A 23,763-nucleotide genomic window follows, 5' to 3' on the forward strand; every position below is an offset into this window, starting at 1 on the left:
GAAAGAATCAGTCAGGCAGGGCGATGCGCGAAGCCGCTTCCACCGGCGGCGGCGGCATCGCGACAAACCCTGGTGTCTTGTGGACGCGCTGCAGCCAGTCGCGGATCGCGGGGTACGGCGCCAGGTCGAATCCGCCTTCGTCGGCGACATCGGTGTAGGCGAACAGGGCGATATCGGCGATGCCATAGGCTTCGCCGCTGAACCACGGGTGTTGCTTCAGGTGCTGCTCCATCACCGCCAGCGCCTGATGGCCGCGCTCCTGCAGTTTGGGCAGATCGGCACGACGCGGCGAACCCAGCGGCGTCCAGCCGCGTATGAAGCGCGCCACGGCGACGAAGGGCTCGTGGCTGTACTGCTCGAAGAACATCCAACTCAATACCTGCGCGCGCTGCCAGGCATCACCGGCCCAGAACGCGGTGCCTTCGGCCAGCCAGCACAGGATCGCGTTGGACTCGGTCATGATCCGGCCGTCATCGGCCTCGATCATCGGCACCTTGCCGTTGGGATTCTTTGCCAGGTACTCGGCGGTGCGCGTCTGGCCGCCGGTGCTGTCGACCTCGACCCAATTGAACTCGCGACCGAGTTGCGTCAGCAGCAGGCGCAGTTTGTGGCAGTTGCCGGAATTGGAATAACCATAGACGGTGATCACTGGCGTTGCTCCTTGCTTGCGGACCATTCTTCGCGCGATTGTCCCCAGACCTCGACCTCGTTGGCATCGTGCGGCGCCGGCAACCGGTCCATGCGCAGATAGCGTGAGCCCAGCTTCGCGGCCACGCCCTTGGAGGCGGCGTTGGCGGGATCGATGGTGTGGATGACCTCGCTCCAGCCGAGCGCGTCGAACGCCCAGTCGATCGTCGCTGTGGCGCCCTCGGTGGCATACCCCCTGCCACCGGCGTCGGACACGATGGACCAGCCGATCTCGGTGCCGGGCCAGCCTTCCGGCTGCCACGGACCCAGGCGACCGATCCAGCGCCCGCTGGATTTCTCGATCACCGAGAACATGCCGAAGCCCAGCACCGCCCACGATCCGACCATGGTCATCAGGCCGCGCCACGCCAGCGAACGCGGCTGCGCGCCACCGATGTAGCGGGTGCGGTCGACGTCGGCCATGAAGGCCGCCCAGGCTTCGAAATCCTGCCCTTGCGGCACCCGCAGCAGCAGGCGCTCGGTTTCCAGTTGGACATCCGGTATCTGCAATGCCTGCTCCTCGCTGCTGCCACTGACGATGCTGCGGCCAATCTTTGGGAACGCCGGCTTACGCCGACGCTCCACCGGCAAGACCAAGGTCCGGAACCTGCGTTCCGCGACCGGGCCTTGGATCAGAACGCGCTGATACCCGTCAGCTCACGGCCGATCACCAACTGGTGCACGGTTTCGGTGCCCTCGTAGGTGATGACCGATTCGAGGTTGAGGGCGTGGCGGATCGCGGCGTGTTCGGTGGTGATGCCGGCGCCGCCGAGCAGGTCGCGGCATTCGCGCGCGATGTCGATGGCCATGCGGCAGTTGTTCCACTTGGCCAGCGATACCTGCGACGGCTCCATCTTGCCGGCATCCTTCAGGCGCCCCAGCTGCACCACCAGCAACTGCGCCAGCGTGATGCGGCGGGCCATCTCGGCGAGCTTGATCTGCGCACTCTGCGTGGCCGCCACCGGGCGGTCGAACAGGATGCGTTCCTTGGTGTAGTTCAGCGCCTCATCAAGGCAGGCAATGGCCGCGCCGATCGGACCCCAGGTGATGCCGTAGCGCGCCTGGGTCAGGCAGCCCAGCGGTCCCTTGAGGCCCTTCACGTTGGGCAGGCGATTGGCTTCCGGCACGCGCACGTTGTCGAAGAACAGCGAACTGGTCACCGATGCGCGCAGGCTCATCTTGTGCTTGATTTCCTGCGCCGCGAAGCCTGGCATGCCCTTCTCGACGACGAAGCCCTGGATGCCCTCGTCGGTCTGCGCCCAGACGATGGCGATGTCGGCCAGGTTGCCGTTGGTGATCCACATCTTGGAGCCATTGAGGATCCAGTCGCCGCCGTCCTTGCGCGCGTTGGTCTTCATGTTGGCCGGGTCGGAACCGCCATGCGGTTCGGTCAGGCCGAAGCAGCCGATCACCTTGCCAGCGGCCATGTCGGGCAGCCAGCGCTGGCGCTGCTCCTCGTTGCCGTAGGCATAGATCGGGTACATGCACAACGAGGATTGCACGCTGACGAAGCTGCGGATGCCGCTATCGCCGCGCTCCAGTTCCTGGCAGATCAGGCCGTAGCTGACCGCGTTGAGGCCGGCGCAACCGTACTTCTCCGGCAGCGACGAACCCAGCAGGCCGAGTTCGGCGATTTCGCCGACCAGCTCCTTCGGAAACCGGCCTTCGTCGAAGGCGTCGCCGATGATCGGGATCACGCGCTCGTTGGTGAACCGCGCCACCGTATCCTGCACGGCGCGCTCCTCTTCGCTTAGCAGGGAGCGGACGTCGTAGAGGTCATACGGGTGCAGGGCCATGGCGTACTCGGCGTAGGGGAAAGTCAGACATTGTAATGATGGTCCCGAGCCGGAGTAAGGCCGGGAAACCGGTTTCACCTCAGAGCCGGGCTCGCCGCCGGACATGCGCTTGCGTACAGCACACAAAAGCGAAGGGCCGGATCGCTCCGGCCCTTCGCGCATTCCCTGAATCGCTGGACGAATCAGCCCTGGGTGGTGCCGCTGGCAGCCGAGGCCGTCTGGGTCACCACCTGGCCGTCGATCACCGGCAGGCGGTTGGCGGCAGGACGCTCGTCGAGGCGGACCGTCTGTTCCTGGCCCTGGTAGCGGTAGGTCACGTCGTAGCCGACCACCTTGTCGTCGTCGCCGAGCAGGATGCGGTTACCCGGCTTGCTGTCGACGCGCATCGTGCCGGTGGTGCCGTCCGGATTGCGGTAGGTCACGTTGTAGGCCACCACGCGCGAGGACTGCGAGGTCGACGTGGTTGTATGGCACTGGCGCTCGGTGCGGCTGGTGACCTGGCCGCCGACGTGGTTCTTGTCGACGCGGTTGCCGATGTAGCCACCGGCCGCGGCACCGGCCACGGTCGCGGCCTTGCGGCCGTTGCCGCTGCCGACCTGGTTGCCGACCAGGCCGCCAATGAGCGCGCCGGCCACGGTGCCGCCGACGTTGCCGTCGCGTTCCGGGGCGCGTTCCTGCACGACGACGTCCTTGCAGACTTCGCGCGGGGTCGAGGTGGTGCTGGTCTCGCGCACCGGTTCGGTGCCGATGACCTGGGCGTACAGCGGTTCCTTCTCGGTGATCGGCTTCACGTTGACCACGTCCGCGTATTCGACGCGACCCGGCTGGATTGCGCCGTCGGCGGCGACGTCGCCACCTTGGCCCGCCAGCTGGGCATTCGGATCCGTGCCGAGGCCTGCCTGCGGGTTGTCGTTGCTGCGGAAGCTGTTGAAAGCCGCCACCGCCACGCCACCCACAAGTAGCGAAGCCAGCGCAACTGCAAGCAAGTTCTTATTCATTTCAGGCCTCTGCGGGGGGCATCCCGCTGTTGTTGGATGGTGCCATTCGAGCATTGACAAGCTGAACGGCTGCCGATTTTTTAACATCCACCCCACGCAACTGTGAACCTCATTAAGCCTCGTGTTAGCGTCTTTGAGACCGCCGTCAAACTCCGACCGCTAACCATGGCCAATCCACTGACCGCTCCCCTGCTCGGCTTCCTGGCCAAGCTCAGCTATCCGCGCCTGTTCCTGTTGACCGGGGCGTTGTTCGTGATCGACCTGATCGTGCCGGATTTCATTCCGTTGGCAGACGAGTTACTGCTGGGCCTGGGCACCTTGCTGCTGGCTAACTGGAAAAAGCGCAAGGACGTCATTCAGCCGCCATCGCGCTGACGCCGATGCTGATCGACAGCCACTGCCATCTGGACGCGGCCGAGTTCGACGCCGACCGCGCACAGGTCATCGAACGCGCGCGCCAGGTTGGCGTCACGCGCCAGGTAGTGCCGGCCGTGGATGCCGCGGAGTGGCCGAAGCTGCGGGAGGTATGCGCGGCCGATGCGGGACTGCACGCCGCCTACGGCCTTCATCCGATGTACCTGGCCGCGCATCGCGACGAGCACCTGTCGCAACTGCGCGAATGGATCGAGCGCGAGCAGCCAGTAGCGGTGGGCGAATGCGGTCTGGACTATTTCGTCGAAGGCCTCGATCGCGACCTTCAACACCACTACTTCGAAAACCAGTTGCAACTGGCGCGCGAGTACGACCTGCCGGTGATCGTGCACGCTCGCCGCGCCGTGGACGATGTGATCGCCGCCGTGCGCAGGATCGGTGGTTTGCGTGGTGTCGTCCACAGTTACTCGGGCAGCGAGGAGCAGGCGCGGCAACTGTGGAAATCCGGATTCCTGCTCGGCCTGGGCGGCCCGGTCACCTACGACCGCGCCAACCGCCTGCGCCGGCTCGCGGCGACGATGCCGATCGAATACCTGCTGCTCGAAACCGATGCACCTGACCAGCCCGATGCGGGCATACGCGGCCAGCGCAACGAGCCTGCGCGACTGGCCGCGGTATGCGAAGTCATCGCCGGACTTCGCGGGATCGCCGCGGACGAACTCGCTGCGGCGACGAGCGCCAATGCGGAGCGGCTGTTTCGATTGGCCGCGTGACGCGTAGGCCGACCTCGGCCCGCTTTCATGGAACGCAAAGCAGATCGGCGGGCTTGAGCGCGGCCTACAGCCTGCCTACGCGCTGTGGTGCGCAACCGACCGGCGCGGTTTGAGCAGCAACTCCAGTGCCTTCCCCACGGCCGCGAAGGCGAACGTGCCGGTGATGTGGGTCGCAGCGCCCAATCCGGCACCGCAATCGAGTTTCAGCGCGGCCTCGCCATTGACCTGCGGACGCACGCCGCACACCGTGCCGTCGGCTTGCGGATAACGCACGTTCTCCAACGAATAGATCGCGGAAATGCCGAAGTAGCGATCGGCGTTCTTCGGGAAGTTGAACTCGCCGCGCAGCTTCTTGCGCACCAGCGCGAGCATCGCGTCGTGCTCGGTGCGCGAGAGATCGCGCACGCGCACCAGCGTCGGGTCGGTACGCCCACCGGCGGAACCCACCACGATCAGCGGCACCTTGCGGCGCCGGCACCAGGCGGCCATCTCGACCTTGGTGCGGAAGCTGTCGCAGGCGTCCACCACCAGGTCGAAGCCGCGATCGAGCATCTCCGACAGGTTGGACGGGGTAACGAAACTCGCCACCGACTCGGCGGTGACCAGTGGATTGATCGCGCGGCACCGTTCGGCCATCGCCTCGACCTTGGACCGGCCGTACTGGCCCGCCAGCGCGGGCAACTGGCGATTGGTGTTGGACACGCACAGGTCGTCGGCATCGATCAGGGTGAGATGGCCGATGCCGGTGCGTGCCAGCGCCTCCACCACCCACGACCCGACGCCACCCATGCCGATCACGGCCACGCGACAGGCGGCGAACCGGGAGACCGAGCCGGCACCATAAAGACGGTCGATGCCGGAAAACCGCTCCTGCCAGGCAGGATCCAGAGTGATTTTGCTCATCTCGGCATTGTACCGGCGCCCCCCTTGAGTCCGCTTGGCTCGGGGCGAGGACCGCATGCTAAGGTGCCGCCAACATCGTGGCCGGACAAGATCAAGGAGAAGATGTCATGAGCGATCCACAGCCCACCGCGGCCCGCAAGAGCAACGCCACCAGGTACCTGTTCCTGTTCCTGCTCGGCCTGGTGATGGGGATCATCGCCACGGTCATGGCGATGCGCGCGCTCGACGCCCGCAAGGACCACTTTCCCGAGAGCGTCATGCAGGTGCAGCAGTGGCACCTGGGCCAACTCAAGGACCGCGTCACCGAGAACCGCTGCGCCGCCACCGACACGCTGCCTCATATCAAAGCGTTGCGCACGATGACCGATAACCTCGAGCCGGCCTTCCCCGACCTGAAGGACGACGCGCGCTTCCGCGATCATGCGAGCAAGATCCGCGGCGTGCTCGATGCCGCGCTCGCCAACCCGCCGCTGAATTGCGAAGGCGTCGGCGACACCACGAAGAAAATCGGCGAGGCTTGCAAGGCCTGCCATCAGGATTTCCGCAGCTGATGATGCGTTGGCTTGTCGCGCGTCCACGCGGCGCGCGACCATCACATGGCGTTGATGTGCCGACATTCGGCGATTGTCCGAATGTTCACGCTGGTTGATCGACTGTTCACGCAATGGCGACTAGGTTGAGATCACGCAGCGACACAGGTCGCCGCGACCAGTCCCTTCCGCAGGAGCTTTCCATGAACGGTCGCATCCCATTTCGCATGATGGCCGCAGCCGCCACGGCGGTAGTAGTGGCGCTTGCCGGTTGCGCCACAAGTTCCCCGGGTTACAGCACCTACCCGCAATCCTCTTACGGCAGCACCACCGCCAACTGCCACGACTGCGGCACCGTGACCCGGATCGAGCAGGTCACCACCGGCAGCAGCGCGCCGAGCGCGACCGGTGCGGTGCTCGGCGGTATCGTAGGTGCCGTGGCCGGCCACGAGATCTCGCGCCATACCGGTGGCAGTGAAGGCAACCAGAACGTCTCGGCCGCGGTCGGCGCCGTGGGCGGTGCGGTGGCCGGCAACGCCATCCAGAAGAACACCTCGGCGTCGTACAACGTCTACGTCCGCATGAACGACGGCCGCACCACGGTGGTCACCCAGACCGACCTCGATGGCGTCCGCGAAGGCTCGTACGTACGGGTCTACAACGGCCGCGCCTGGTCGCAATGATCCAACGGTTTCGTCAAGACAAAGGCCCGCGCAATGCGGGCCTTTGCTTATGCGGCCACGCTTCCCTTACCAGCACTGGTAGCCGCTGGGCGGGGTACCGGTCTGCGAACGCACGCCGACATGCGTCAGCGTCAGCGTGCCGCACTTGGTATCGCTGGTCGCCTGCCCGCGTTGCGGCACGGCCCGCAAGGTGTAGGAACTGGCCGCGATCGCGCTGGCGCTGACCCGGTACCAGTCGTTCTCCGAGGTCATCTGGTCCACCCCATTGCAGCCTGCGGCGTTGTAGGCATTGAACCGGGTGAAGCAGCGCTCCAGGCGACTGGCGACTTCGTTGAGCGCGACCTTGCCCTCGGCGCGGCGGGTCTTGCGGACCTGCTCCTCGTAGCTGGGATAGGCGATGGTGGCGAGGATCGCCACGATCGCCACTACCACCATCAATTCGATCAGGGTGAAGCCGCCGATGACGGCGGGAGGGCGGGATGTGCTCATGGCCAGAACTGCCTCCAAGACGTGCGCCCGCGCGGCAGGACGTCACGCTCGCCTACTTCCTGGATGTTGCCGGTGGCGCCGGACATGATCTTCTTCTGCAAGCCCTGCCCCGGCACGTTGATGATGCTCGGCGTCTGCAAACCGCCGACAGTCGACTTGATGCCCGACACAGGCACCTGGTTTCCACCGTGCGTGACGGTGTCCCCCGGGGTGCTTGGCGTGGTGGTGGTGAACAGGCCGTCGCCGTTGATGTCCAGGATCGGGCTGTCGAACCGGCCGCCGTCGCGCGCCTGCAACTCCATCAGCCAGCCATCGGAGCCGCCGCTGCACGCATCGCCGGGCATCAGGGTGGTGAAGATGATGCGCCCGCCCTGCAGCACCGGATCGGCCACCACGCGCTCGCCACGGAAGCCGGCGGCGCTGTAGTGCAGGTCGATGAACCAGCCCTTGTGGTTGGTCGTCAAAGCGTTGTTCGACGTGACCCGATACGAGCCCTGCCCGGTCAGCGATACCTCGTTGAGGATCGACTGTTGCAGCAATACGCTGCGCCCGGCGACGACGTCACGATTGTTGGCATTGTCATCCTGCACGGCATAGAAGCTCTGCACCGGTCCCGTCGCCCCGGCGGTGATGGCATTGTCGCCGTCCTCGAAGAACTTGCCGGTGCCGAAATAGATCGTCTGCCCCGTCGAATACGGACCGCGACCGACCACCGGCCGGACCGTGATCGGCTGACGATTGGCGGCGGCGCAACCATAGATGTTGGCGACGTTGCCCGAGGCGCATACGGTGATCAACGGGCGTGGATCGTTGGCCTGACCGTGATGGACCCGCCAACTGTTCGTCGAGGTGGCGTCGACATCGAAACGCCACAGGTTGCCCATCAGGTCACCGGCGTAAATCATGTCGATGACGGCGTCGCCATTGGTATCGACCGGATAAGGCGGCGACAGCCCGTTGGCCGGGTTGGTGGCCGGGTTGTAGTCCGGGTCGGTGTCGATCGGCGCGCGCGCGTTGGCGGGGCCGGTCAGCAGCTGGCCGGTCTCGATGTCGACGATGAAGAGCTTGGCCGACTTGTTCAACCCGTAGCCGCTGCCGAAGATCGCAGCCCAGCGTCCGTTGGCCATGCGCTGGATGCTCGGCTGGCCCATGACATGGCCGAGGTCGGCATGAGTGAACTCCCACAGCACCTGCGGCGCAGTGCTCGCGGTCGGATTGGTCACGTCGATGGCGACGATGCTGCGGCCACCCGCGCCCATCGGCACGATCAGCACGGTATGCCAGGCATTGCCGAAGAAGGCATCGCCGGCGACAGGCTGGCCGTCGACGTAGTAGCGATGTGCGTAATCGCTGCGCGGCAACTGCGCCAGCGCCGGCGACTGCCCGAGCCCGGTCGCGAGGAATTCGGACGGAATGAACGCCCACTGCTCGATGCCGTCGGAGGCGCGGATGGCGTGCAGCATGCCGTCGTTCGCGCCGATATAGACCATCGACGTGCGGCTGGCCTTGCCGAATCGGAACGCCTGGTAGTCGTCGCGCCCCGCTGCACCGGACGGCAGGCGGTCGTATCCGTAGTTCTCGGTGCCGACATAACGCGGGCTCGAGTTGACGATGTCGCCCAGCGACGAGGTGCGCTCGCGCAGGCGTACGGCGCCGGGCGAAGGAACGCCTTGCACGGTCCGATCGCCGCGAAGCCAGGCGACGCGACGCTGGCCGGCGCCGTCGCTGCGCGTGGTATTGGCCGGATCGAGGTTGAACGAGGCTTGCTGGGCCGCGGTCAGCTGGTCCCACTCGAACGAGGTGCGCTGTCCGGACGCATTGCGGAAATAGATGTTGCGCACGCCGTGGGCCGGGATCGAGCCTGCGGCGCTCCAGCGCGGACTCGTCGAAACCGCGCCGCCGGTGAGGATCTCGTGTGCGGCCAGCTCGCCCGTCCATTGCGAAGCATCGAAGTGCGCCTGGAACAGCAGCGATCCGCCGCCGGCGCGCGTGGATGAAGACGCAGTACGCGAGCCGGAACCCTCCGAGTTGGCGATGATCGACTCCAGCGCCTGGCGCAGCCGGTTCGTCAGCTCGGTGCTCGAACGTGCGTTGAGCATCTCGCCGCGTCCGTTGACCGAGGCGTGATACAGGTCGTCCACCTGCACCGGGCTGCGCTGGGCGGCCGGATCCACCCACGTCGGCGCCGTGGTGTAGGCATCGGCGACACGCTGGTGGGTCACGCCGAAAACGTTGCCCTGCGCGCCCAGGGTGATGCCGTAATGGTTGACGTGCGGGTTGGCGTTGCAGTCCAGCGACGGATCGCGGTTCGCGGCGCGACAACCGACCGGAACCGGCACCTGGCCGCCGGCCAGGTCACTGCGGATGCGCGTGTAGTACTTCATCGCGATGTCGGCGATGGTGTTGCTGTAGGCGTCCTGGTACGGCGCGCCCTTTCCGCTATCGGCGTTGCCGACGCCGGACGAGGTGTTGGGACTGGAGAATCCGTCGGTGAACTGCAGCACGAAGTTCTTCTGGCAGGCGTGCTGGACGATGCCGGTGGTGGTGCTGTCGAACTGGTCGTCGGCGAACTTCAACCCCTCGCGGTTGGGCGTGCCCCCGTTGTTGCCGCCGATACCGTAGAACCAGTTGTAGACATCGGAGCGCTGGCTGTCGAAGTCGTACATCGTGACGCTGCCGGGACGGTTGTTGATCGGCGTGCCGCCCAGGCGTATGCCGCTGATGTCGTTGAACGCCTCGCCCATGCCGGCGCGCAGCGCCAGGTGGCGTTTGCGGTGGTACTGGAACCAGTTGGCGAAGTTCTGCATCTCCGCCGAGCCGGCGGAGATCTGGGTGCGTGTCAGGCAGTAGCCGTCCGGCGCCAGCGCCACCACGCCGTCGTTGAACGAGGCAGAACCCGGGTTGGCGAAGAACGCGGCATAGGCAGCCGGATCGGGCGTGGCGCAGTTGTAGCTGCGCGCGTTCACCGTATAGGCCGAGGCTTCCGTACGGCGACGGTAGTACGTCGCAACCGTGTAGGTGAAGTCGTAGTTGCGGCCGACCTCTTCGTCGGCATCGGCGCGCTCGTTGTTCGCCATCGCGTTGCCGTTGGGCTTATGCATCCCCGGATGCAGGCGAAACGACTGGGTCACGTTTCCGGTGACGTTGATGGTGATGGTGCCGAGGGGATCGGTCTTCACCGCGCTGGGAGTCGCGGCGGCGAAGGTGGTTCCGCCCTCGCTCGGCCAAGGCCCATAGCTGACCGATGGATCATAGTACTGGCCGTTGTAGTCCGGGCTGCGGGCGAAGGCGAACTCCAGCGTCGGCGGCACCGCGAAGTGGTCGTGGTCGGCGTCGGCATAGACGCGCGGTTCGGCGGGGAAGAGGTAGACGTATTTCTTCCAGGTACTGTCGGCCGTGCCGGCGTCGTTGAAGTTGAGCCCGGCATTGCCGCCACGCCCGGTGGACGCGCCCCAGAACGTGCGCGTGCGGGTGTTCCACCACAACGCACCGTCGTTGGTCGGATACAGACCCTCGCCGTCCATGCTGCCTGAGTTGTCGATCACCAGCATGAGGTTGGGCTTGACCCGCGTGCCGATGGTCAAGGGCTGCTGCGCGATGCCGGCCTGCACGTCCGTGCCGGGCGTCAGCATGGCCGTACCCAACACCAGCGCTGTCGCCGACAGCGCTCCGCAAATATTCGTTTTCATGTCGTCCCCCTGCCCTTCGGTCAGCGCCGATAGGTGGTTTGCAGAATCACGAAGGTGTCGCCGCGCTGGCCGTAGCCGCGTGCGCTGATCCGGTAGACCGTGGAGTCCTGCGGCTGTTCGGTCGGGTTGAGGCCGCCGCCCGGATCCGGCACCGCGGGCAATTCCTCGATCGCGATCTGCGCGTTGGCGCCGTCGATCGAATAACTGATCTTGCCGTTGCCCGCCGCGTCCCATGCCGTCGGCGTGCTCCAGTCCGGTGACGGCTTGGCGGCGTAGTGATACCAGCCGTTGGCGGTGATCACATCGGGCAGTGCGCCATCCACCAGCGACTCGCCGTGACGCAGCGCCGCCTCGGTGGTCTGGAAGGCCTGGTCGAGCTGGCGCGAATTGCCGACCAGCCGCTCCATCAGCGTCGAGCCGCGCATCGCCGCCAGCACCAGCAGCGTCAGCACGATCATGATCAACAGGCTGACCATCAGCACCGAGCCGCGAGCCTGATGCTTGGCAACGGCGGGCTTGGCAAGGGCGGGCGCGATAAGGGTGGGCGTGCGTCGCGCGGTCATGGCAGACGGTTCCGTAGCGAGATGGTCATGGCGAACACGCGACGCTGGCGGCGATCGTCGACGGGATTGACCGTCGTTCCTGCCAGTGCGTAGGTGGCAGCGTCGTCCTGCGCCAAGCTGTTCTCCGCCGCGCGTGCCAGCAGCGCCAGCTGCACGGTGCGAACCTGTTCCCAGTCGGCGACGCCGGCGGCGGTCTGGTAGCTGTTGATGGCAAAGTCGCCGTCGGTGTCGACGCCGTAGAGCAGTTGCATCGATTCGATGCCGCTGACCAGCTCTTCCGAACGCAGCACGCGGGAATTTGCATTGTTGTCGGGCGCCAGCAAGGTCGCCCGGAACAGCGACGGCGCGCCGCCGGATCCGCGTCCGATGAAATAGGCGATGCTAGTCGCACGCGCGACCATCGCCCCTTGGCGGAAGGCGCCGCCGTTGGGACCCTGTTCGGCGATGTTGCTGCTGTTGCCCGGCGTGACCGTGGCGGCGTTGGATCCGACCACGTTGGTCTTGCCGCCCGCCTGAGTCACGGCGGTGGCCTGGAAGACGATGCCCTGCGCGCAGTCGGTTACGAACAGGACATCGCCCTGGGCAATGTCGTTGCCCGTCTGGACGAACATCTGCGAGCCGCTGGTGAACGGATCGACCAGCGGCCAGGTCTGCGCACCGAGGCCTCCGAGCAGCAGCACGTCCGCCCCCGGAACCGCCAGGCCCATGTCGCGCAGGGCCTGCGGGAGGGTGGCGTCCCAGGTGCCGCCCGCCGCCGGATCGCTGGCGGCCAGCGTCAGCGTATTTCCTGGCGCACTGCTGTTGGCCTCGTAGCCCATGATCGCGACGTTGAACCGCCAAGGGAACGTGCCGGCGCCATTGACATGGTTGGTGACCGGGAACTGCGCGCCCGGCATCGTGCGGCTGCCGCAACCGGTCAGGCCGGCCATGCGCACGTCGCGGGCGATGTATTCGAGCGCATAGCGCCCGGTTTCCTCGACGCCGGACTTCTGGTCCTGGGCGACGAACGTCATCTTGGTCGACAGGTAGACCTGCAGGACCGCGCCGAGCAGCAACAGCCCGAGCACCATCGCCACCATCAGTTCGATCAGCGACAGGCCAAGCGCCTGCCTTCGCGACAGCCAGCCGTCGCGCCCAGGCACCGGGCGCCGGGATGTCCACATCATTGGGTGCATAGACGCGTGCTCTCGCTGAAGGCCAGCAGGGCCGGGTCGCCGGCAACGGCGGCGGCGTTCTCGGCGCCCTGATCGCCGCGCGCGTCGTTCCAGCGCACGGTCACCGTGGCCACGCGCGTGGCCGCATTGACGGCGACCGAGCCGGTGCCTTCCGGCAATGCCTGCGCAATGCGTGCGCGCCACTGGCGCAGGTCGGTGCTGGGCAGGTCGTTACCGGAGCCCGGTGTGCCGGCCAGGGTGAGGTTGTACGAACCGGCCAATGCGGCGGCGCAGTTGCCGCGCATGCGTTCGATCATGTCGTGGTTGATCTGCGTCGCCTGACCGCGCATGAAGGCGTTGTGCTGAGTCTTGATCGACAGCAGTTGCAGCGATGCCAGACCAAGCAGCCCCATCGTGGTCACGACCAGCGCGACCAGCACTTCGATCAGGCTGAAGCCTTGTTGTGTGCGTGGGCTTTTCATTGGGTGCACGACTCCGCGGCGCTGCGTAGGCGGCCGATGCGGTTGACGGTGATCCGGCGTTGCTGGTTGCCGCGACAAAGGCTGTTGCGCAGTACGAAGCTGCGCTCGCCCAGCGTGCCGGCCGTGCTCCAGCTCAAGGTGCCGGTAGGTGAGTAGCGGTACCACTGGTCGGCGCCGGTGAGGGCGAATCCCGCATCGGTGGCGGGCGATACCGACACCATGCGTTGCTCGTAGTCGCTGCCCGAAGCGTTTTGCGGAGCGGCGGGAGCGCCGCTCATGGCGGTGTCCTGGAACACGACCCAGCCGGTGGCCCAGTCGGTGCTGGCACTGCAGCTGCGCTGGTCGGCGCTGGCGCAGACCGTGACGGGCTGGCCACGGCGCAGAGCCTCGGCACGCGCAACGTTGAGTGCTGTCACCAGGGCGTTGTTGGCGGCGGCCAGGCGATTGGCGCGCAGCAGGTCGGCGAACGACGGCGTAGCCAAGGCGAGCAGGATCGCGGCCACCGCAAGGGTGACCAGCAGTTCCACCAGCGTGAAACCGCGCGATTGGGCGCGCATCCTTCCCCTCCCCTGTTCCCTGTCCCCGACATCCATCCCGATGCCTCGACGCCGACGCCGTTATCCCCTAACGGCGACGGCCAATACAGCCGACACACGGCATAAAGTAGCGGATGGAACGGTCAAAGAAACCGACCGGCGGCTTTTTTATCACAAATTCAGAAGCCGGTCGCAGATTTGCGCGCCGTCCGTCGGCCTCCATCACCCGGGCCGAAGGCCGGGTCGGCTAGTGTCGGCCGGTCCGTGTCCGCGGACCTTTCCTACGTTGCTAACCGGGGGTTTCGAATGGAATTTCGCCTCATGCACGTCGTATCGGGCGCCGCTGTCCTGGCCGGCGCAGTCGCTGCTGCCACCGCGGCACCTCCCTTGGCCAAGACCAATCCGCTGCGCGTCAGCGTCGTGGCCGCAGCGGGCGCCGCCGGTGACTTCCTGGGCGCGGTCGAGGTCACCGTGACCAACACCAGCCGTCACACCGTGCGTGTTCCCAGTTGGGAACTGCCGTCGGAATTCATCGAGTCGAAGCTTTTCAGCGTCAGCCGTGATGGCACTGCGGTCCAGTACGAAGGCGCGCTGATCAAGCGCGGCCTGCCGCAGGCAGCGGACTTCACGATCCTGCGTGCCGGTGAAAGCCTGCGCACGGTGGTCGATTTGTCCAGCGCCTACGACCTGTCCACGACCGGCGAATACATCGTCACTTTCCGCTCCCCGCTGCAGCACGCTTCGCTGTCGGACGGCAGCCAGCTCAAGCAGGCCAATGGCCTTCCGATGCTCGCGCAAAGCGCGTCGCTGCGATTGTGGGTGGACGGCACCGACCAGCTCGGTGCGAGCAAGGGCGCCGGCAACACCGCCGGCAAGGGCAAGCCCGGCACCGGCGGCACTCTCGTCAACGGCGTGACCTACAAGGGTTGCAGCACCACCCAGATCAGCGACGCCGGCGATGCCGTCGTCTCGGCACGCGCCTACTCCGAGAACGCCAAGGGCTACCTCAATGCCGGCACGGTGGGTTCGCGCTACACGACCTGGTTCGGTGCCTACACCTCGTCGCGTTACGGTACGGCCAAGCAGCATTTCGTCGATATCGATGCCGCCATCGACCAGAGCGGCGGACAGGTCACGATCAACTGCGGTTGCAACCAGAACTACTACGCCTATGTCTACCCGACCCGCGCTTACGAGATCTTCGTGTGCCGCGCCTTCTGGACCGCACCACGCACGGGCACCGACTCACGGGCCGGCACGCTGATCCATGAGGTGAGCCATTTCAACGTGGTCGCCAGCACCGACGACATCGTCTACGGCCAGACCGGTGCGAAGAACCTGGCGGCCACCGACCCCAACGGTGCACTCAACAACGCCGACAGCCACGAGTATTTCGCCGAGAACCATCCGTCGCTCAACTGACTTTGCTTCGCCCTGCGGCGGCCCGCTCCTGCGGGCCGTCGTCGTTCTGTCCCGCAGAAAAAAGAAACCCGGCCGAAGCCGGGTTTCCAAAGCCTGCGCGCGGCGAACCGTCGCGTGGCCTGGTCGAATTACTGCGGCTCGACGGCGTCGGCCTGCAGACCCTTCTGACCCTGTACGACGGTGAACGTCACCTTCTGGCCTTCCTTCAGGCTCTTGAAGCCCTGGGTCTGGATGGCGCGGAAGTGGACGAACACGTCTTCGCCATTCTCACGGCTGATGAAGCCGAAGCCCTTGGCATCGTTGAACCACTTGACGGTACCGGATTCACGGGACGACATTTTTACTTTCTCCTTGGAACATTGGTTGAAAACGCGCCTTGCGACGCGTGCTGGTTGCAAGGAGGAAGCGAGGTGCAACGATGTAGCGGATCGTCGGATCAACCGCATCGGGCCACGATTCACGGTGACCCTGGCAAACACAGCGACCGCAAAGTACCCCGCACCGCATGAAAATGCAATAAAGGCAAAGTGCCCCACAAACGGACTGTTGGATATGGACCCCACACCTATTTATTACGTACTGGCCGGGCTGTTGATCCTGGTCGGAATCGCCGGCACGGTGCTGCCGGCACTGCCCGGCCTGCCACTGGTTTTCGCCGGCATGCTGTTGGCGGCCTGGGCCGGAAACTTCCAGGAGGTAGGTTGGGTCCCGATGCTGGTCCTGGGGTTGCTGACGCTGCTGTCGCTGGGCATCGACTTCCTGGCCACCTCGCTGGGCGCCAAGCGTGTCGGGGCCAGCAAGCTGGCCGTGGCAGGTGCGGTGTTAGGTACCTTCGCGGGATTGTTCTTCGGCCCGGTGGGACTGTTCGCCGGACCGTTCGTGGGCGCGCTCGGCGGTGAACTCATACACGGCCGCGAAGTGCGCAAGGCAACCAAGGTCGGATTCGGCACGTGGCTGGGCATCGTGTTCGGGATCGTGCTGAAGCTCGGGCTCGCGTTCGCGATGGTGGGGTTGTTTGCGTTCGCCTGGTTCTTTTGACCGTCATTCCCGCGTCCGGCGGGTCGGCCCGCCTGGCGGTTATCCCGAGGCACGCGTGCAACGCTCCATGCTCACCATCGTTCATTATTCCGGCAGCACGGCGATGCCACACTGCCGCCGTTTATCCGACACGCCCATGAGTTACGCATGCCGCCAGTCTCCAAGCGCGACCGTCTGCGCATTTCGATCCCGCTACTGACCGCCCTCCCCCTGTTCGCTCAAGCCCAGGCACCCGCGACTCCTGCTACGCCCGAGGCATGCGTTTCGATCAACATCGACGCCGACCGGCTCGCCTGCTACGACGCGGCGCTGGGCCGCTCCGCCCACGACACGCACCGCGCCGACATCGCCGCGAAGGAAGCACGTGCGATCCAGCAGAACCTGGAACTGGCCGACCAGATACAGCCGGAAATAGAGGCCACCGCGCCGACGCAAGGCGACCTGTACGTGGACGATGCGCTGCGCAGCGCCATCGCCAATGCCGGCAAAGGTTCGCTGCTCGACAGTCGCTGGGAGCTGGCCCGGGACTCCAAGCTGGGCATCTTCAACTTTCGCCCGTACAAGCCGGTCTACCTGCTGCCCGCGTTCTGGAGCAGCGATCCCAACGAGACGCCGCATTCGCCCAACCCCGACAACACCGTGAGCGAGCCCATTCCGGTGGATGCGCTGGAGGCCAAGTTCCAGCTCAGCTTCAAGACCAAGGCTTGGGAAAACATCTTCGGCGACAACGGCGACCTGTGGATGGCGTACACGCAGAGTTCGCGCTGGCAGGTCTACAGCTCCGAAACCTCCCGGCCGTTTCGCGAAACCGACTACGAGCCGGAGGTGATGCTGATATTCCGCAACAACTACCGGCTCGGGGGCTGGAACGGGCGCATGGCCGGCGTCAGCTTCAACCACCAGTCCAACGGCCGCGCCAATCCGCTCTCGCGCAGCTGGAACCGCGTCATTGGCGTGGTCGGCCTGGATCGCGAGAACTGGGCACTGACGGTGCGTCCGTGGTGGCGGGTGCCGGAAAGCGGCGCCGATGACAACAATCCCGATATCCAGGATTACATGGGCCGCGCCGATGCCACGCTGGTCTACCAGCATGACGGCCATGAGTTCTCGATGATGGCGCGCCACTCGTTGCGCGGTGGCGATCGCTCTCATGGCGCGGTGCAGTTCGACTGGGGGTTTCCCATCCACAACAGCCTGCGCGGGCACGTGCAGGTGTTCGACGGCTATGGCGAGAGCCTGATCGATTACAACCACCGCGCGACGTACATCGGCCTGGGTATCTCGTTGCTGGAGTGGTACTGACCGGAGGTTCCAGGTCGCAGGCTGTGCGACCGCCATCGCAGATCATGACGTCCCGTTGCCGGAAGCTGGAGAGCGAGTGCAAGGAGACGTCACGATGAAGATGCGCCGCATCCTGTCCCTCGATGGTGGAGGTATTCGAGGCCTGGTCAGCTGCCTTTGGTTGGCGGGCGTGGACGATGCGCTGACCCGCGCCGGCAAGCCCGGCGTACTGAAGAGCTTCGACCTGCTGGCAGGCAGCTCGACCGGCGCGATCGTGGCCTGTGGCCTGGCCATCGGCCTGCCGCCGCAGCAACTGGCGGAGCTCTATCGCGAGCAGCGCCACGAGATCTTTCCCGGCATGGCCGGTCGTCTGTGGTCGCGTGCCGGGCGACTGTTCACGCAGGGCGTGTCGGCGCCGCGCTACGACGGCAAGGGACTGGAAAGCGTGCTCAGAAAGGTCTTCGGCGCGGCGACGTTGGGCCAGGCCAAGAAGCCGCTGCTGGTCACCAGCTACGACACGATCTCGCGCACGCCCATCGTCTTCAAGAGCTTCAAGGCCGAGCACGCCGACCTGCCGATGTGGGAGGTGTGCCGTGCGTCCTCGGCGGCGCCCACCTACTTCCCGGCCCACCCGATGATGGTGGAAGGCCGCGGGCGTGCATTGATCGACGGCGGCGTCGTGGCCAACAATCCGACCGCGTGCGCGATCGCCGAGGCGCTACGCAAGGACGCGCGCGTGGACAGTGCGCAGGACCTGGTCGTGCTGTCGGTCGGCAGCGGCGAACGCAGCCGCCCGATCGACCTGAAGTCGGCGCAGGAATGGGGCGCACTGGAATGGGCGATCCCGATCATCGACGTGCTGTTCGACGGCAGCACCGACGCCGTCGATTACATCGCCCAGCACCTGGTCGGCGACGGCTACTTCCGCCTCCAGGCGGAACTGCTCACCGGGCTGGACGATCTGGACGACGTCAGCGCGACGAATGTTGCTGCGCTCGAGGCGATGGCCAAGGACTACCTGCTCCACGCCAACACGCAGGCCAAGCTCGGCTCGCTGGCATCGCGGCTGTAGCGATCACCGGATGCTGAAACGCAGAAGTCCGGGACAAGCCCGGGCTTCTGCGTGCGATTCGCCGCGTGGTCGGCGGCGGTATTACTCGACCACGACCGGAATCTTGCCGATCTTCGCCTGCCATTCGCGCGGGCCGGTCTTGTGCACCGACTCGCCGCTGGAATCAACGGCGACCGTGACCGGCATGTCCTGCACTTCGAATTCGTAGATCGCTTCCATGCCCAGGTCGGCGAAGCCAACCACCTTGGCCGCCTTGATCGCCTTCGACACGAGGTAGGCCGCGCCACCGACCGCCATCAAGTAGGCGGACTGATGCTTGCGGATCGCCTCGATCGCCGCCGGGCCGCGCTCGGCCTTGCCGACCATGCCCATCAGGCCGGTCTGCGCCAATACCTGTTCGGTGAACTTGTCCATGCGCGTGGCGGTGGTCGGCCCCGCGGGGCCTACGACCTCGTCGCGCACCGGATCGACCGGACCGACGTAGTAGATGAAGCGACCGCGCAGGTCCACGGGCAATGCCTCGCCCTTGTTGAGCATGTCGACGATGCGCTTGTGCGCGGCGTCGCGTCCGGTCAGCAGCTTGCCGTTGAGCAGCAGCACCTCGCCCGGCTTCCAGCTGGCGACGTCTTCCTTTGTCAGCGTGTCCAGATTGACGCGGCGGCCCTTGGAGGCGTCGTAGGTCAGCTGTGGCCAGTCGGCCAGCGACGGCGGATCCAGCATCACCGGACCGCTGCCGTCGAGCGTGAAATGCGCATGGCGGGTGGCCGCGCAATTCGGGATCAGTGCAACAGGCAGGTTGGCGGCGTGCGTCGGGTAATCCTTGACCTTGATGTCGAGCACCGTAGTCAGGCCGCCCAGGCCCTGCGCGCCGATGCCGAGCGCGTTGACCTTCTCGTACAGCTCCAGGCGCAGTTCCTCGGCGCGGTTGCTCGCGCCGCGAGCCTGCAGCTCGGTGATGTCGATCGGCTCCATCAGCGCTTCCTTGGCCAGCAGCATCGCCTTCTCCGCGGTGCCGCCGATACCGATGCCGAGCATGCCCGGTGGGCACCAGCCGGCGCCCATGGTCGGCACGGTCTTGAGCACCCAGTCGACGATCGAGTCGGACGGGTTGAGCATCGCGAATTTGCTCTTGGCTTCCGAGCCGCCGCCCTTGGCCGCGACGATCACGTCCACCGTGTTGCCCGGCACGACCTTCACGTTGACCACGCCCGGCGTGTTGTCCTTCGTGTTGGTGCGCTTGCCGGCCGGATCGGCCAGCACGCTGGCGCGCAGCTTGTTGTCCGGATGGTTATAGGCGCGGCGCACGCCCTCGTGGACCATGTCCTCCACGCCCATGGTGGCGTCGTCCCAGCGCACATTCATGCCGATTTCCAGGAACACCGTGACGATGCCGGTGTCCTGGCAGATCGGACGATGGCCCTCGGCGCACATGCGCGAGTTGATCAGGATCTGGGCAATCGCATCCTTGGCCGCCGCCGACTGCTCGCGCTCATAAGCGGCGGCGAGACTGCGGATGTAATCGACCGGGTGGTAGTAGGAGATGTACTGCAGCGCGTCGGCGACGGACTGGATCAGGTCTTCCTGGCGGATCGAGACGGGTGCGTTGGAAGCGGACTTGCGGAGGGTCACGGCGGGCATGGGCTGGCGGTGGGGGCGGCCATTCTACCGCCCGCATCCGGCCGATGCCTGCCGCGGTCAGGCTCCTCGCCCGCACCTGCCCGCCTGCTGGTTCAACTCAACTCGTCGTCCTTGTAGTAGCGGCTGCCCATCGTGATCTCGGCAGAAGTGCCCATGGGCGGCCTGCAGGCCGTTGTACCTGCCCGCCTTGGCCGGACGGACACTTGCGCATCGTTCCACCGGATGTGGTTTCCCCCCGGTAATCCGGCAGTTCACCGAACCATCGGGCGTCACGCGTCGCTGAAGGGCTGTTCGCCAGGATCGTCCGTCGACACACCACGAGGGGATCAGGTTGGCACGCCATACCCGCCCGCGTCCTGGCAAATGCCACTGGATCCTCTTTCTCCTGCTCGCCGCCCAGGCCGCCGTAGCGGATGCCGCCCAGAAAAACAGTTGCGGCACGCGCGCGCCGGACGATACGCGCCCGCGGGTGGGCCTCGCACTGGGCGGCGGCGGCGCCCGCGGCATCGCTCATGTGAGCGTCCTCAAGGCGATCGAGCAGGCCGGCGTCAAAGTCGATTGCGTGGCCGGAACCAGCATGGGCTCGCTGGTCGGCGCGCTATACGCGACGGGACAGACGCCCGCCGAGATCGAACAGCAGGTGTTGTCGATCGACTGGGATCGCCTTTTCAACGACTCGCTGGAGCGCCGCGAGCGCTCGTACCGTCGAAAGGCCGACGACCGCCTCGCGGTCAACTCGATCGGCGTAGGCGTTGAAAAGGGCAGGCTCAAGCTGACCACCGGCGTGCTGGCCGGCCAGCGCATCCTGATGCTGTTCGAACGCATGACGCTGCCGGTGAGCGGCATCGACCACTTCGACCGGTTGCCCATTCCCTATCGCGCCGTCGCCACGGACATCAACACCGCCGAGCCCGTGGTGATCGACCACGGCAGCCTGGCGCTGGCCATGCGCGCCAGCATGTCGTTGCCGGGCATCTTCAACCCGGTCGAGATCGACGGCCGGGTGCTGGTCGACGGCGGGCTGGTGAACCAGGTGCCGGTGGACGTGGTGCGCGACATGGGCGCCGATGTCGTCATCGCCGTGGACGTCGGCACGCCGCTGGAGAAGCTGGATGTCGACGCAAGCCTGGTGGCGGTGCTGAACCAGATGACCGGCATGCTCACCACCGGCAATACCCGCGCCCGTCTCGCCACGCTCGGCAACCGCGACATCCTGATCGTGCCGGCACTGGGAAAGGACGTCGGTACCAGCGATTTCACCAAGGGCAAGCAGGCGCTCGAGATCGGCGCCAAGGCGGCAGCGTCGGCCATGCCGCGGTTGGCGTCGCTGGCCCGCGAGCAAGGCAGCGCGGATCCGATGCTGGCTGCCCAGCCGGCGCCCAAGCATGCTCCCACGCCTGCGGCGATCGAGTTCGTGCGCCTGGACAATCGCACCGGCTACGACGATGCATTCTTCCTGGATCGCCTCGATGTGCCGCTGGGGCAGCCGCTCGATGTCGACGACCTCGAGCAGCAGCTGCAACGGATCTACGGGACCGAGACCTTCGCGCTGGTGAGCTACCAGGTGGTGGAGGAAAACGGGCGCCGCGGCATGGTGGTGCAGGCCCAGCCCAAGCCGCAAGGACCGGTGTACCTGCAGGCGGGGCTGTCCGTGGATTCGGATTTCGAGGGCACCTCCAACACCAACCTGCGCGTCGGCCTGCTGTTCGCGCCGGTGTCGAGCTACGGCGCCGAAGCGAGGATCCTGGCGCAGATCGGCAACGAACCGGCGCTCGCGGCCACGTACTTCCATCCGTTCGATCCGCGCAACCGCAACAACCTGTTCGCGGCAGCGGAATTCCTCAATCCGCAGATCAACGTCTTCGACACCGAAGGCAACAACACCGCCACCTACGCCACGCATCTGGGTGCACTCGAAGCGGCGTGGGTGCGCGAGTTCGGCAACTATGGCGCGGCGCAGATCGGAATAAGGCGCGGGGCCGGCGAGGCCGAAGTCCAGACCGGCGATCCCGACCTGCCGGACCTGAACTTCCAGGTCGGCGAGGTCGCCGCGGTGGTCACCGTGGATCGCCTGGACAGCGTCTACTTCCCCCGCGACGGCTATTTCGGCCGCCTGGGCTACAAGCGCTCGGACGAAGCACTGGGCGCCGACACCGACTTCGACCAGCTCGATCTCGACGTCGTCTACGCCCACCGGTTCGGGCTGCATGCCATCGAACTGGGGGCGCGCTATCACTCGACCATTTCCGGCGTTGCCCCCATCCAGAGCATCTACCGCCTGGGCGGACGCGGACGCCTGGTCGGCTTCCGCAGCAACGAACTCACCGGGCAGAACTACGCAATATTGCTGGGCGGCTACGTGTACGAGCTGGCCGACGTCTTCGGCCGCCCCGCGCTGCTGGCGAGCACACTCGAGTACGGCAACGCCTGGCAGCAGCGCGACGACATGAGCCTGACCGACGGCATCTGGAACGGCAGTGTCTACTTCGGTTTCGATTCCTGGCTGGGCCCGGTGATGTTCGGAGTGGGCGCACGGGAGGGCGGAAAGGGAACGGTGTTCCTGCAGATCAGCGATCAGTTCTGAGGGGTTTCCCATTGCCTCCGAACCGGCTTCCGGGAGGCCGCCTGCCTTGTCCGGCCCCGTCTGGCGGCCGGGTCCCGGCGGCTGGCCGGATTCAGGAAGCCGGACCGTTCTGGCCTACGGGAAGCACAGAAATACGCCGCCCCGGACGGACGCGATGTCCGGGGTACTCATCGGGAGATCTTCATGTCGTCCAAGTCCAAGTCCAAGTTCCTGGTCGCATTGGTCCCAGCGTTCGGCATGCTGGCGATGGCGCCGCAGGCGCGGGCGGTGGAACCGCTGGATACATTCAGCGGGCGGATCGGCGGCTATATCACCGACTTCGATACCGAAGTGCGCGCCGACGGTGAAACTGCTGCCGGCACCCCCATCGATCTCCATCGCGACCTCGGTCTCGACAAGAGCAATACGATCGGCTACGTGGGCTTGACCTGGCGCCCGTGGGAGCACCACGAGTTCGGCATCTCCTACTACAAGAATGATTCGGATTCGACGCGGACGCTGCAGCGGGACATCGAGTTCGAGGACAACGTCTATGAGGCGTCGGCCACGGTTCGCACCGACCTCAATGTCGACACCTACGAGGCCTACTACGTCTGGTGGGCGGCTTCCCACGACACGTGGGCGTTGGGCCCGCGAGTCGGGCTCGTCTGGTACAAGCTGGAGTTGAGCCTCTCGCTGGAGATCGATGCCGGTGGCAACCAGGCCGGGGGCAGCGTCAGCAATTCGGCTGATCTCGACCTGCCCGCGCCAACGATCGGCGGCAGCTGGCGCTGGACCCCTGGAGAGGACTGGCGCATCTCGGCCGATGTCGGTTACTTCAGCGCCGACATCAACGACATCGATGCCGACGTTACCTTCGGTCGTATCGGCGTCGAGTGGTTCCCATGGGAGAACACCGGCTTCTCGCTGGACTACACCGCGGACAAGATCGATGCCGACGCGAACAAGTCCAACTTCAACGGCAACGTGGATTTCACCGACAGCGGATTGCGCCTGGGCGTGGTCTACCGCTTCTGACATCCGCTGATGCGGGCATTGGCCCGCGCCCACCGGCCGGCATTCACCGGACCTGA

23 protein-coding genes are annotated in these 23,763 nt (G+C 65.9%); 10 read left to right on the forward strand and 13 right to left on the reverse strand.

Annotation, left to right across the window (positions count from 1 at the left end):
* Window positions 1–7: 7 nt before the first annotated feature.
* The 4 genes from J2X06_RS15445 to J2X06_RS15460 all read right to left on the reverse strand — a co-directional run bounded on the left by J2X06_RS15445 (window position 8) and on the right by J2X06_RS15460 (window position 3,481).
* On the reverse strand, window positions 8–676 hold the full coding sequence (locus tag J2X06_RS15445; protein ID WP_310063941.1) for a glutathione S-transferase family protein: 669 nt from the start codon (window positions 674–676) through the stop codon (window positions 8–10).
* Window positions 646–1,197 (reverse strand): GNAT family N-acetyltransferase, encoded by a 552-nt coding sequence (locus J2X06_RS15450; RefSeq protein ID WP_310064472.1) that lies wholly within the window; start codon window positions 1,195–1,197, stop codon window positions 646–648. The genes J2X06_RS15445 and J2X06_RS15450 overlap by 31 nt, the downstream gene beginning before the upstream one ends.
* A gap of 122 nt (window positions 1,198–1,319) precedes the next feature.
* Window positions 1,320–2,483 (reverse strand): acyl-CoA dehydrogenase family protein, encoded by a 1,164-nt coding sequence (locus tag J2X06_RS15455; RefSeq protein ID WP_310063943.1) that lies wholly within the window; start codon window positions 2,481–2,483, stop codon window positions 1,320–1,322.
* 182 nt (window positions 2,484–2,665) lie between these two features.
* Window positions 2,666–3,481 carry a glycine zipper 2TM domain-containing protein gene (locus J2X06_RS15460; RefSeq protein ID WP_310063945.1) on the reverse strand — a complete coding sequence of 272 codons (816 nt, stop codon included), beginning with the start codon at window positions 3,479–3,481 and terminating at the stop codon, window positions 2,666–2,668.
* A gap of 165 nt (window positions 3,482–3,646) precedes the next feature.
* Between J2X06_RS15460 and J2X06_RS15465 the strand changes: the two genes are divergently transcribed.
* Both J2X06_RS15465 and J2X06_RS15470 read left to right on the forward strand, forming a co-directional pair.
* Window positions 3,647–3,856, forward strand: a complete 210-nt coding sequence (locus tag J2X06_RS15465) for a DUF6116 family protein (RefSeq protein WP_310063947.1) — start codon at window positions 3,647–3,649, stop codon at window positions 3,854–3,856.
* A gap of 5 nt (window positions 3,857–3,861) precedes the next feature.
* Entirely contained in the window at window positions 3,862–4,626 is a 765-nt protein-coding gene (locus J2X06_RS15470) for a TatD family hydrolase (protein WP_310063949.1), read from the forward strand.
* Between the two features lie 75 nt (window positions 4,627–4,701).
* Here the strand turns inward: J2X06_RS15470 and J2X06_RS15475 are convergent, their stop codons facing one another.
* Complete coding sequence (locus J2X06_RS15475; protein WP_310064473.1) at window positions 4,702–5,514, reverse strand: tRNA threonylcarbamoyladenosine dehydratase; 813 nt, start codon at window positions 5,512–5,514, stop codon at window positions 4,702–4,704.
* Window positions 5,515–5,636: 122 nt separating this feature from the next.
* Between J2X06_RS15475 and J2X06_RS15480 the strand changes: the two genes are divergently transcribed.
* Window positions 5,637–6,080: a hypothetical protein gene (locus tag J2X06_RS15480; RefSeq protein ID WP_310063951.1), complete on the forward strand. Its 444-nt coding sequence runs from the start codon at window positions 5,637–5,639 to the stop codon at window positions 6,078–6,080.
* 182 nt (window positions 6,081–6,262) lie between these two features.
* Window positions 6,263–6,742 carry a glycine zipper 2TM domain-containing protein gene (locus J2X06_RS15485; RefSeq protein WP_430539610.1) on the forward strand — a complete coding sequence of 160 codons (480 nt, stop codon included), beginning with the start codon at window positions 6,263–6,265 and terminating at the stop codon, window positions 6,740–6,742.
* Between the two features lie 66 nt (window positions 6,743–6,808).
* Here the strand turns inward: J2X06_RS15485 and J2X06_RS15490 are convergent, their stop codons facing one another.
* The 6 genes from J2X06_RS15490 to J2X06_RS15515 are packed head-to-tail and all read right to left on the reverse strand — an operon-like array spanning window position 6,809 to window position 13,676.
* Window positions 6,809–7,231, reverse strand: coding sequence for a type IV pilin protein (locus tag J2X06_RS15490; RefSeq protein ID WP_310063953.1), 423 nt, complete (start codon window positions 7,229–7,231; stop codon window positions 6,809–6,811).
* Window positions 7,228–10,920, reverse strand: a complete 3,693-nt coding sequence (locus J2X06_RS15495; RefSeq protein ID WP_310063955.1) for a pilus assembly protein — start codon at window positions 10,918–10,920, stop codon at window positions 7,228–7,230. The genes J2X06_RS15490 and J2X06_RS15495 overlap by 4 nt, the downstream gene beginning before the upstream one ends.
* A gap of 20 nt (window positions 10,921–10,940) precedes the next feature.
* Complete coding sequence (locus tag J2X06_RS15500) at window positions 10,941–11,483, reverse strand: pilus assembly PilX family protein (protein WP_310063957.1); 543 nt, start codon at window positions 11,481–11,483, stop codon at window positions 10,941–10,943.
* A complete protein-coding gene (locus tag J2X06_RS15505) occupies window positions 11,480–12,646 on the reverse strand; it encodes a PilW family protein (protein WP_310063958.1) in 1,167 nt (388 codons plus the stop codon). The genes J2X06_RS15500 and J2X06_RS15505 overlap by 4 nt, the downstream gene beginning before the upstream one ends.
* Window positions 12,646–13,119: a type IV pilus modification protein PilV gene (gene pilV, locus J2X06_RS15510; protein WP_310063960.1), complete on the reverse strand. Its 474-nt coding sequence runs from the start codon at window positions 13,117–13,119 to the stop codon at window positions 12,646–12,648. Before pilV ends, J2X06_RS15505 begins: the two co-directional genes overlap by 1 nt.
* Window positions 13,116–13,676, reverse strand: a complete 561-nt coding sequence (locus tag J2X06_RS15515; protein ID WP_310063963.1) for a GspH/FimT family pseudopilin — start codon at window positions 13,674–13,676, stop codon at window positions 13,116–13,118. Before J2X06_RS15515 ends, pilV begins: the two co-directional genes overlap by 4 nt.
* Before the next feature lie 285 nt (window positions 13,677–13,961).
* On the opposite strand from J2X06_RS15515, the gene J2X06_RS15520 reads away from it, so the two are divergent.
* Window positions 13,962–15,077, forward strand: a complete 1,116-nt coding sequence (locus tag J2X06_RS15520) for a M35 family metallo-endopeptidase (RefSeq protein WP_310063965.1) — start codon at window positions 13,962–13,964, stop codon at window positions 15,075–15,077.
* 128 nt (window positions 15,078–15,205) lie between these two features.
* Here J2X06_RS15520 and J2X06_RS15525 read toward each other — a convergent pair whose 3' ends face one another.
* Window positions 15,206–15,415, reverse strand: a complete 210-nt coding sequence (locus J2X06_RS15525) for a cold-shock protein (RefSeq protein ID WP_310063967.1) — start codon at window positions 15,413–15,415, stop codon at window positions 15,206–15,208.
* A 214-nt stretch (window positions 15,416–15,629) separates the two neighbouring features.
* On the opposite strand from J2X06_RS15525, the gene J2X06_RS15530 reads away from it, so the two are divergent.
* From J2X06_RS15530 to J2X06_RS15540, 3 genes are all read left to right on the forward strand, one after another.
* Entirely contained in the window at window positions 15,630–16,115 is a 486-nt protein-coding gene (locus J2X06_RS15530; RefSeq protein ID WP_310063969.1) for a DUF456 domain-containing protein, read from the forward strand.
* 147 nt (window positions 16,116–16,262) lie between these two features.
* Window positions 16,263–17,417 carry a phospholipase A gene (locus tag J2X06_RS15535; protein ID WP_310063971.1) on the forward strand — a complete coding sequence of 385 codons (1,155 nt, stop codon included), beginning with the start codon at window positions 16,263–16,265 and terminating at the stop codon, window positions 17,415–17,417.
* A 94-nt stretch (window positions 17,418–17,511) separates the two neighbouring features.
* Window positions 17,512–18,468 (forward strand): patatin-like phospholipase family protein, encoded by a 957-nt coding sequence (locus tag J2X06_RS15540; RefSeq protein ID WP_310063972.1) that lies wholly within the window; start codon window positions 17,512–17,514, stop codon window positions 18,466–18,468.
* 81 nt (window positions 18,469–18,549) lie between these two features.
* Here the strand turns inward: J2X06_RS15540 and J2X06_RS15545 are convergent, their stop codons facing one another.
* Window positions 18,550–20,097 (reverse strand): fumarate hydratase, encoded by a 1,548-nt coding sequence (locus tag J2X06_RS15545; RefSeq protein ID WP_310063974.1) that lies wholly within the window; start codon window positions 20,095–20,097, stop codon window positions 18,550–18,552.
* 340 nt (window positions 20,098–20,437) lie between these two features.
* Here J2X06_RS15545 and J2X06_RS15550 point away from each other — a divergent pair, with 340 nt between their 5' ends.
* Together J2X06_RS15550 and J2X06_RS15555 are read left to right on the forward strand one after the other, a co-directional pair.
* A complete protein-coding gene (locus tag J2X06_RS15550) occupies window positions 20,438–22,690 on the forward strand; it encodes a patatin-like phospholipase family protein (RefSeq protein ID WP_310063977.1) in 2,253 nt (750 codons plus the stop codon).
* Between the two features lie 183 nt (window positions 22,691–22,873).
* Entirely contained in the window at window positions 22,874–23,707 is an 834-nt protein-coding gene (locus tag J2X06_RS15555; protein WP_310063979.1) for a hypothetical protein, read from the forward strand.
* The last annotated feature ends 56 nt before the right edge of the window (window positions 23,708–23,763 follow it).

The sequence above is a fragment of the Lysobacter niastensis genome (assembly GCF_031457115.1).
In the GTDB taxonomy this organism is placed as follows: Bacteria; Pseudomonadota; Gammaproteobacteria; order Xanthomonadales; family Xanthomonadaceae; genus Lysobacter_J; species Lysobacter_J niastensis_A.

Bases quoted from the DNA above. Each gene is read 5' to 3' on its own strand.
- J2X06_RS15445 (WP_310063941.1), bottom strand. From the start codon at position 676: ATGGTCCGCAAGCAAGGAGCAACGCCAGTGATCACCGTCTATGGTTAT.
- J2X06_RS15455 (WP_310063943.1), bottom strand. From the start codon at position 2,483: ATGGCCCTGCACCCGTATGACCTCTACGACGTCCGCTCCCTGCTAAGC.
- J2X06_RS15460 (WP_310063945.1), bottom strand. From the start codon at position 3,481: ATGAATAAGAACTTGCTTGCAGTTGCGCTGGCTTCGCTACTTGTGGGT.
- J2X06_RS15465 (WP_310063947.1), top strand. From the start codon at position 3,647: ATGGCCAATCCACTGACCGCTCCCCTGCTCGGCTTCCTGGCCAAGCTC.
- J2X06_RS15470 (WP_310063949.1), top strand. From the start codon at position 3,862: ATGCTGATCGACAGCCACTGCCATCTGGACGCGGCCGAGTTCGACGCC.
- J2X06_RS15480 (WP_310063951.1), top strand. From the start codon at position 5,637: ATGAGCGATCCACAGCCCACCGCGGCCCGCAAGAGCAACGCCACCAGG.
- J2X06_RS15485 (WP_430539610.1), top strand. From the start codon at position 6,263: ATGAACGGTCGCATCCCATTTCGCATGATGGCCGCAGCCGCCACGGCG.
- J2X06_RS15490 (WP_310063953.1), bottom strand. From the start codon at position 7,231: ATGAGCACATCCCGCCCTCCCGCCGTCATCGGCGGCTTCACCCTGATC.
- J2X06_RS15495 (WP_310063955.1), bottom strand. From the start codon at position 10,920: ATGAAAACGAATATTTGCGGAGCGCTGTCGGCGACAGCGCTGGTGTTG.
- J2X06_RS15500 (WP_310063957.1), bottom strand. From the start codon at position 11,483: ATGACCGCGCGACGCACGCCCACCCTTATCGCGCCCGCCCTTGCCAAG.
- J2X06_RS15505 (WP_310063958.1), bottom strand. From the start codon at position 12,646: ATGTGGACATCCCGGCGCCCGGTGCCTGGGCGCGACGGCTGGCTGTCG.
- pilV (WP_310063960.1), bottom strand. From the start codon at position 13,119: ATGAAAAGCCCACGCACACAACAAGGCTTCAGCCTGATCGAAGTGCTG.
- J2X06_RS15515 (WP_310063963.1), bottom strand. From the start codon at position 13,676: ATGCGCGCCCAATCGCGCGGTTTCACGCTGGTGGAACTGCTGGTCACC.
- J2X06_RS15520 (WP_310063965.1), top strand. From the start codon at position 13,962: ATGGAATTTCGCCTCATGCACGTCGTATCGGGCGCCGCTGTCCTGGCC.
- J2X06_RS15525 (WP_310063967.1), bottom strand. From the start codon at position 15,415: ATGTCGTCCCGTGAATCCGGTACCGTCAAGTGGTTCAACGATGCCAAG.
- J2X06_RS15530 (WP_310063969.1), top strand. From the start codon at position 15,630: ATGGACCCCACACCTATTTATTACGTACTGGCCGGGCTGTTGATCCTG.
- J2X06_RS15535 (WP_310063971.1), top strand. From the start codon at position 16,263: ATGCCGCCAGTCTCCAAGCGCGACCGTCTGCGCATTTCGATCCCGCTA.
- J2X06_RS15540 (WP_310063972.1), top strand. From the start codon at position 17,512: ATGAAGATGCGCCGCATCCTGTCCCTCGATGGTGGAGGTATTCGAGGC.
- J2X06_RS15555 (WP_310063979.1), top strand. From the start codon at position 22,874: ATGTCGTCCAAGTCCAAGTCCAAGTTCCTGGTCGCATTGGTCCCAGCG.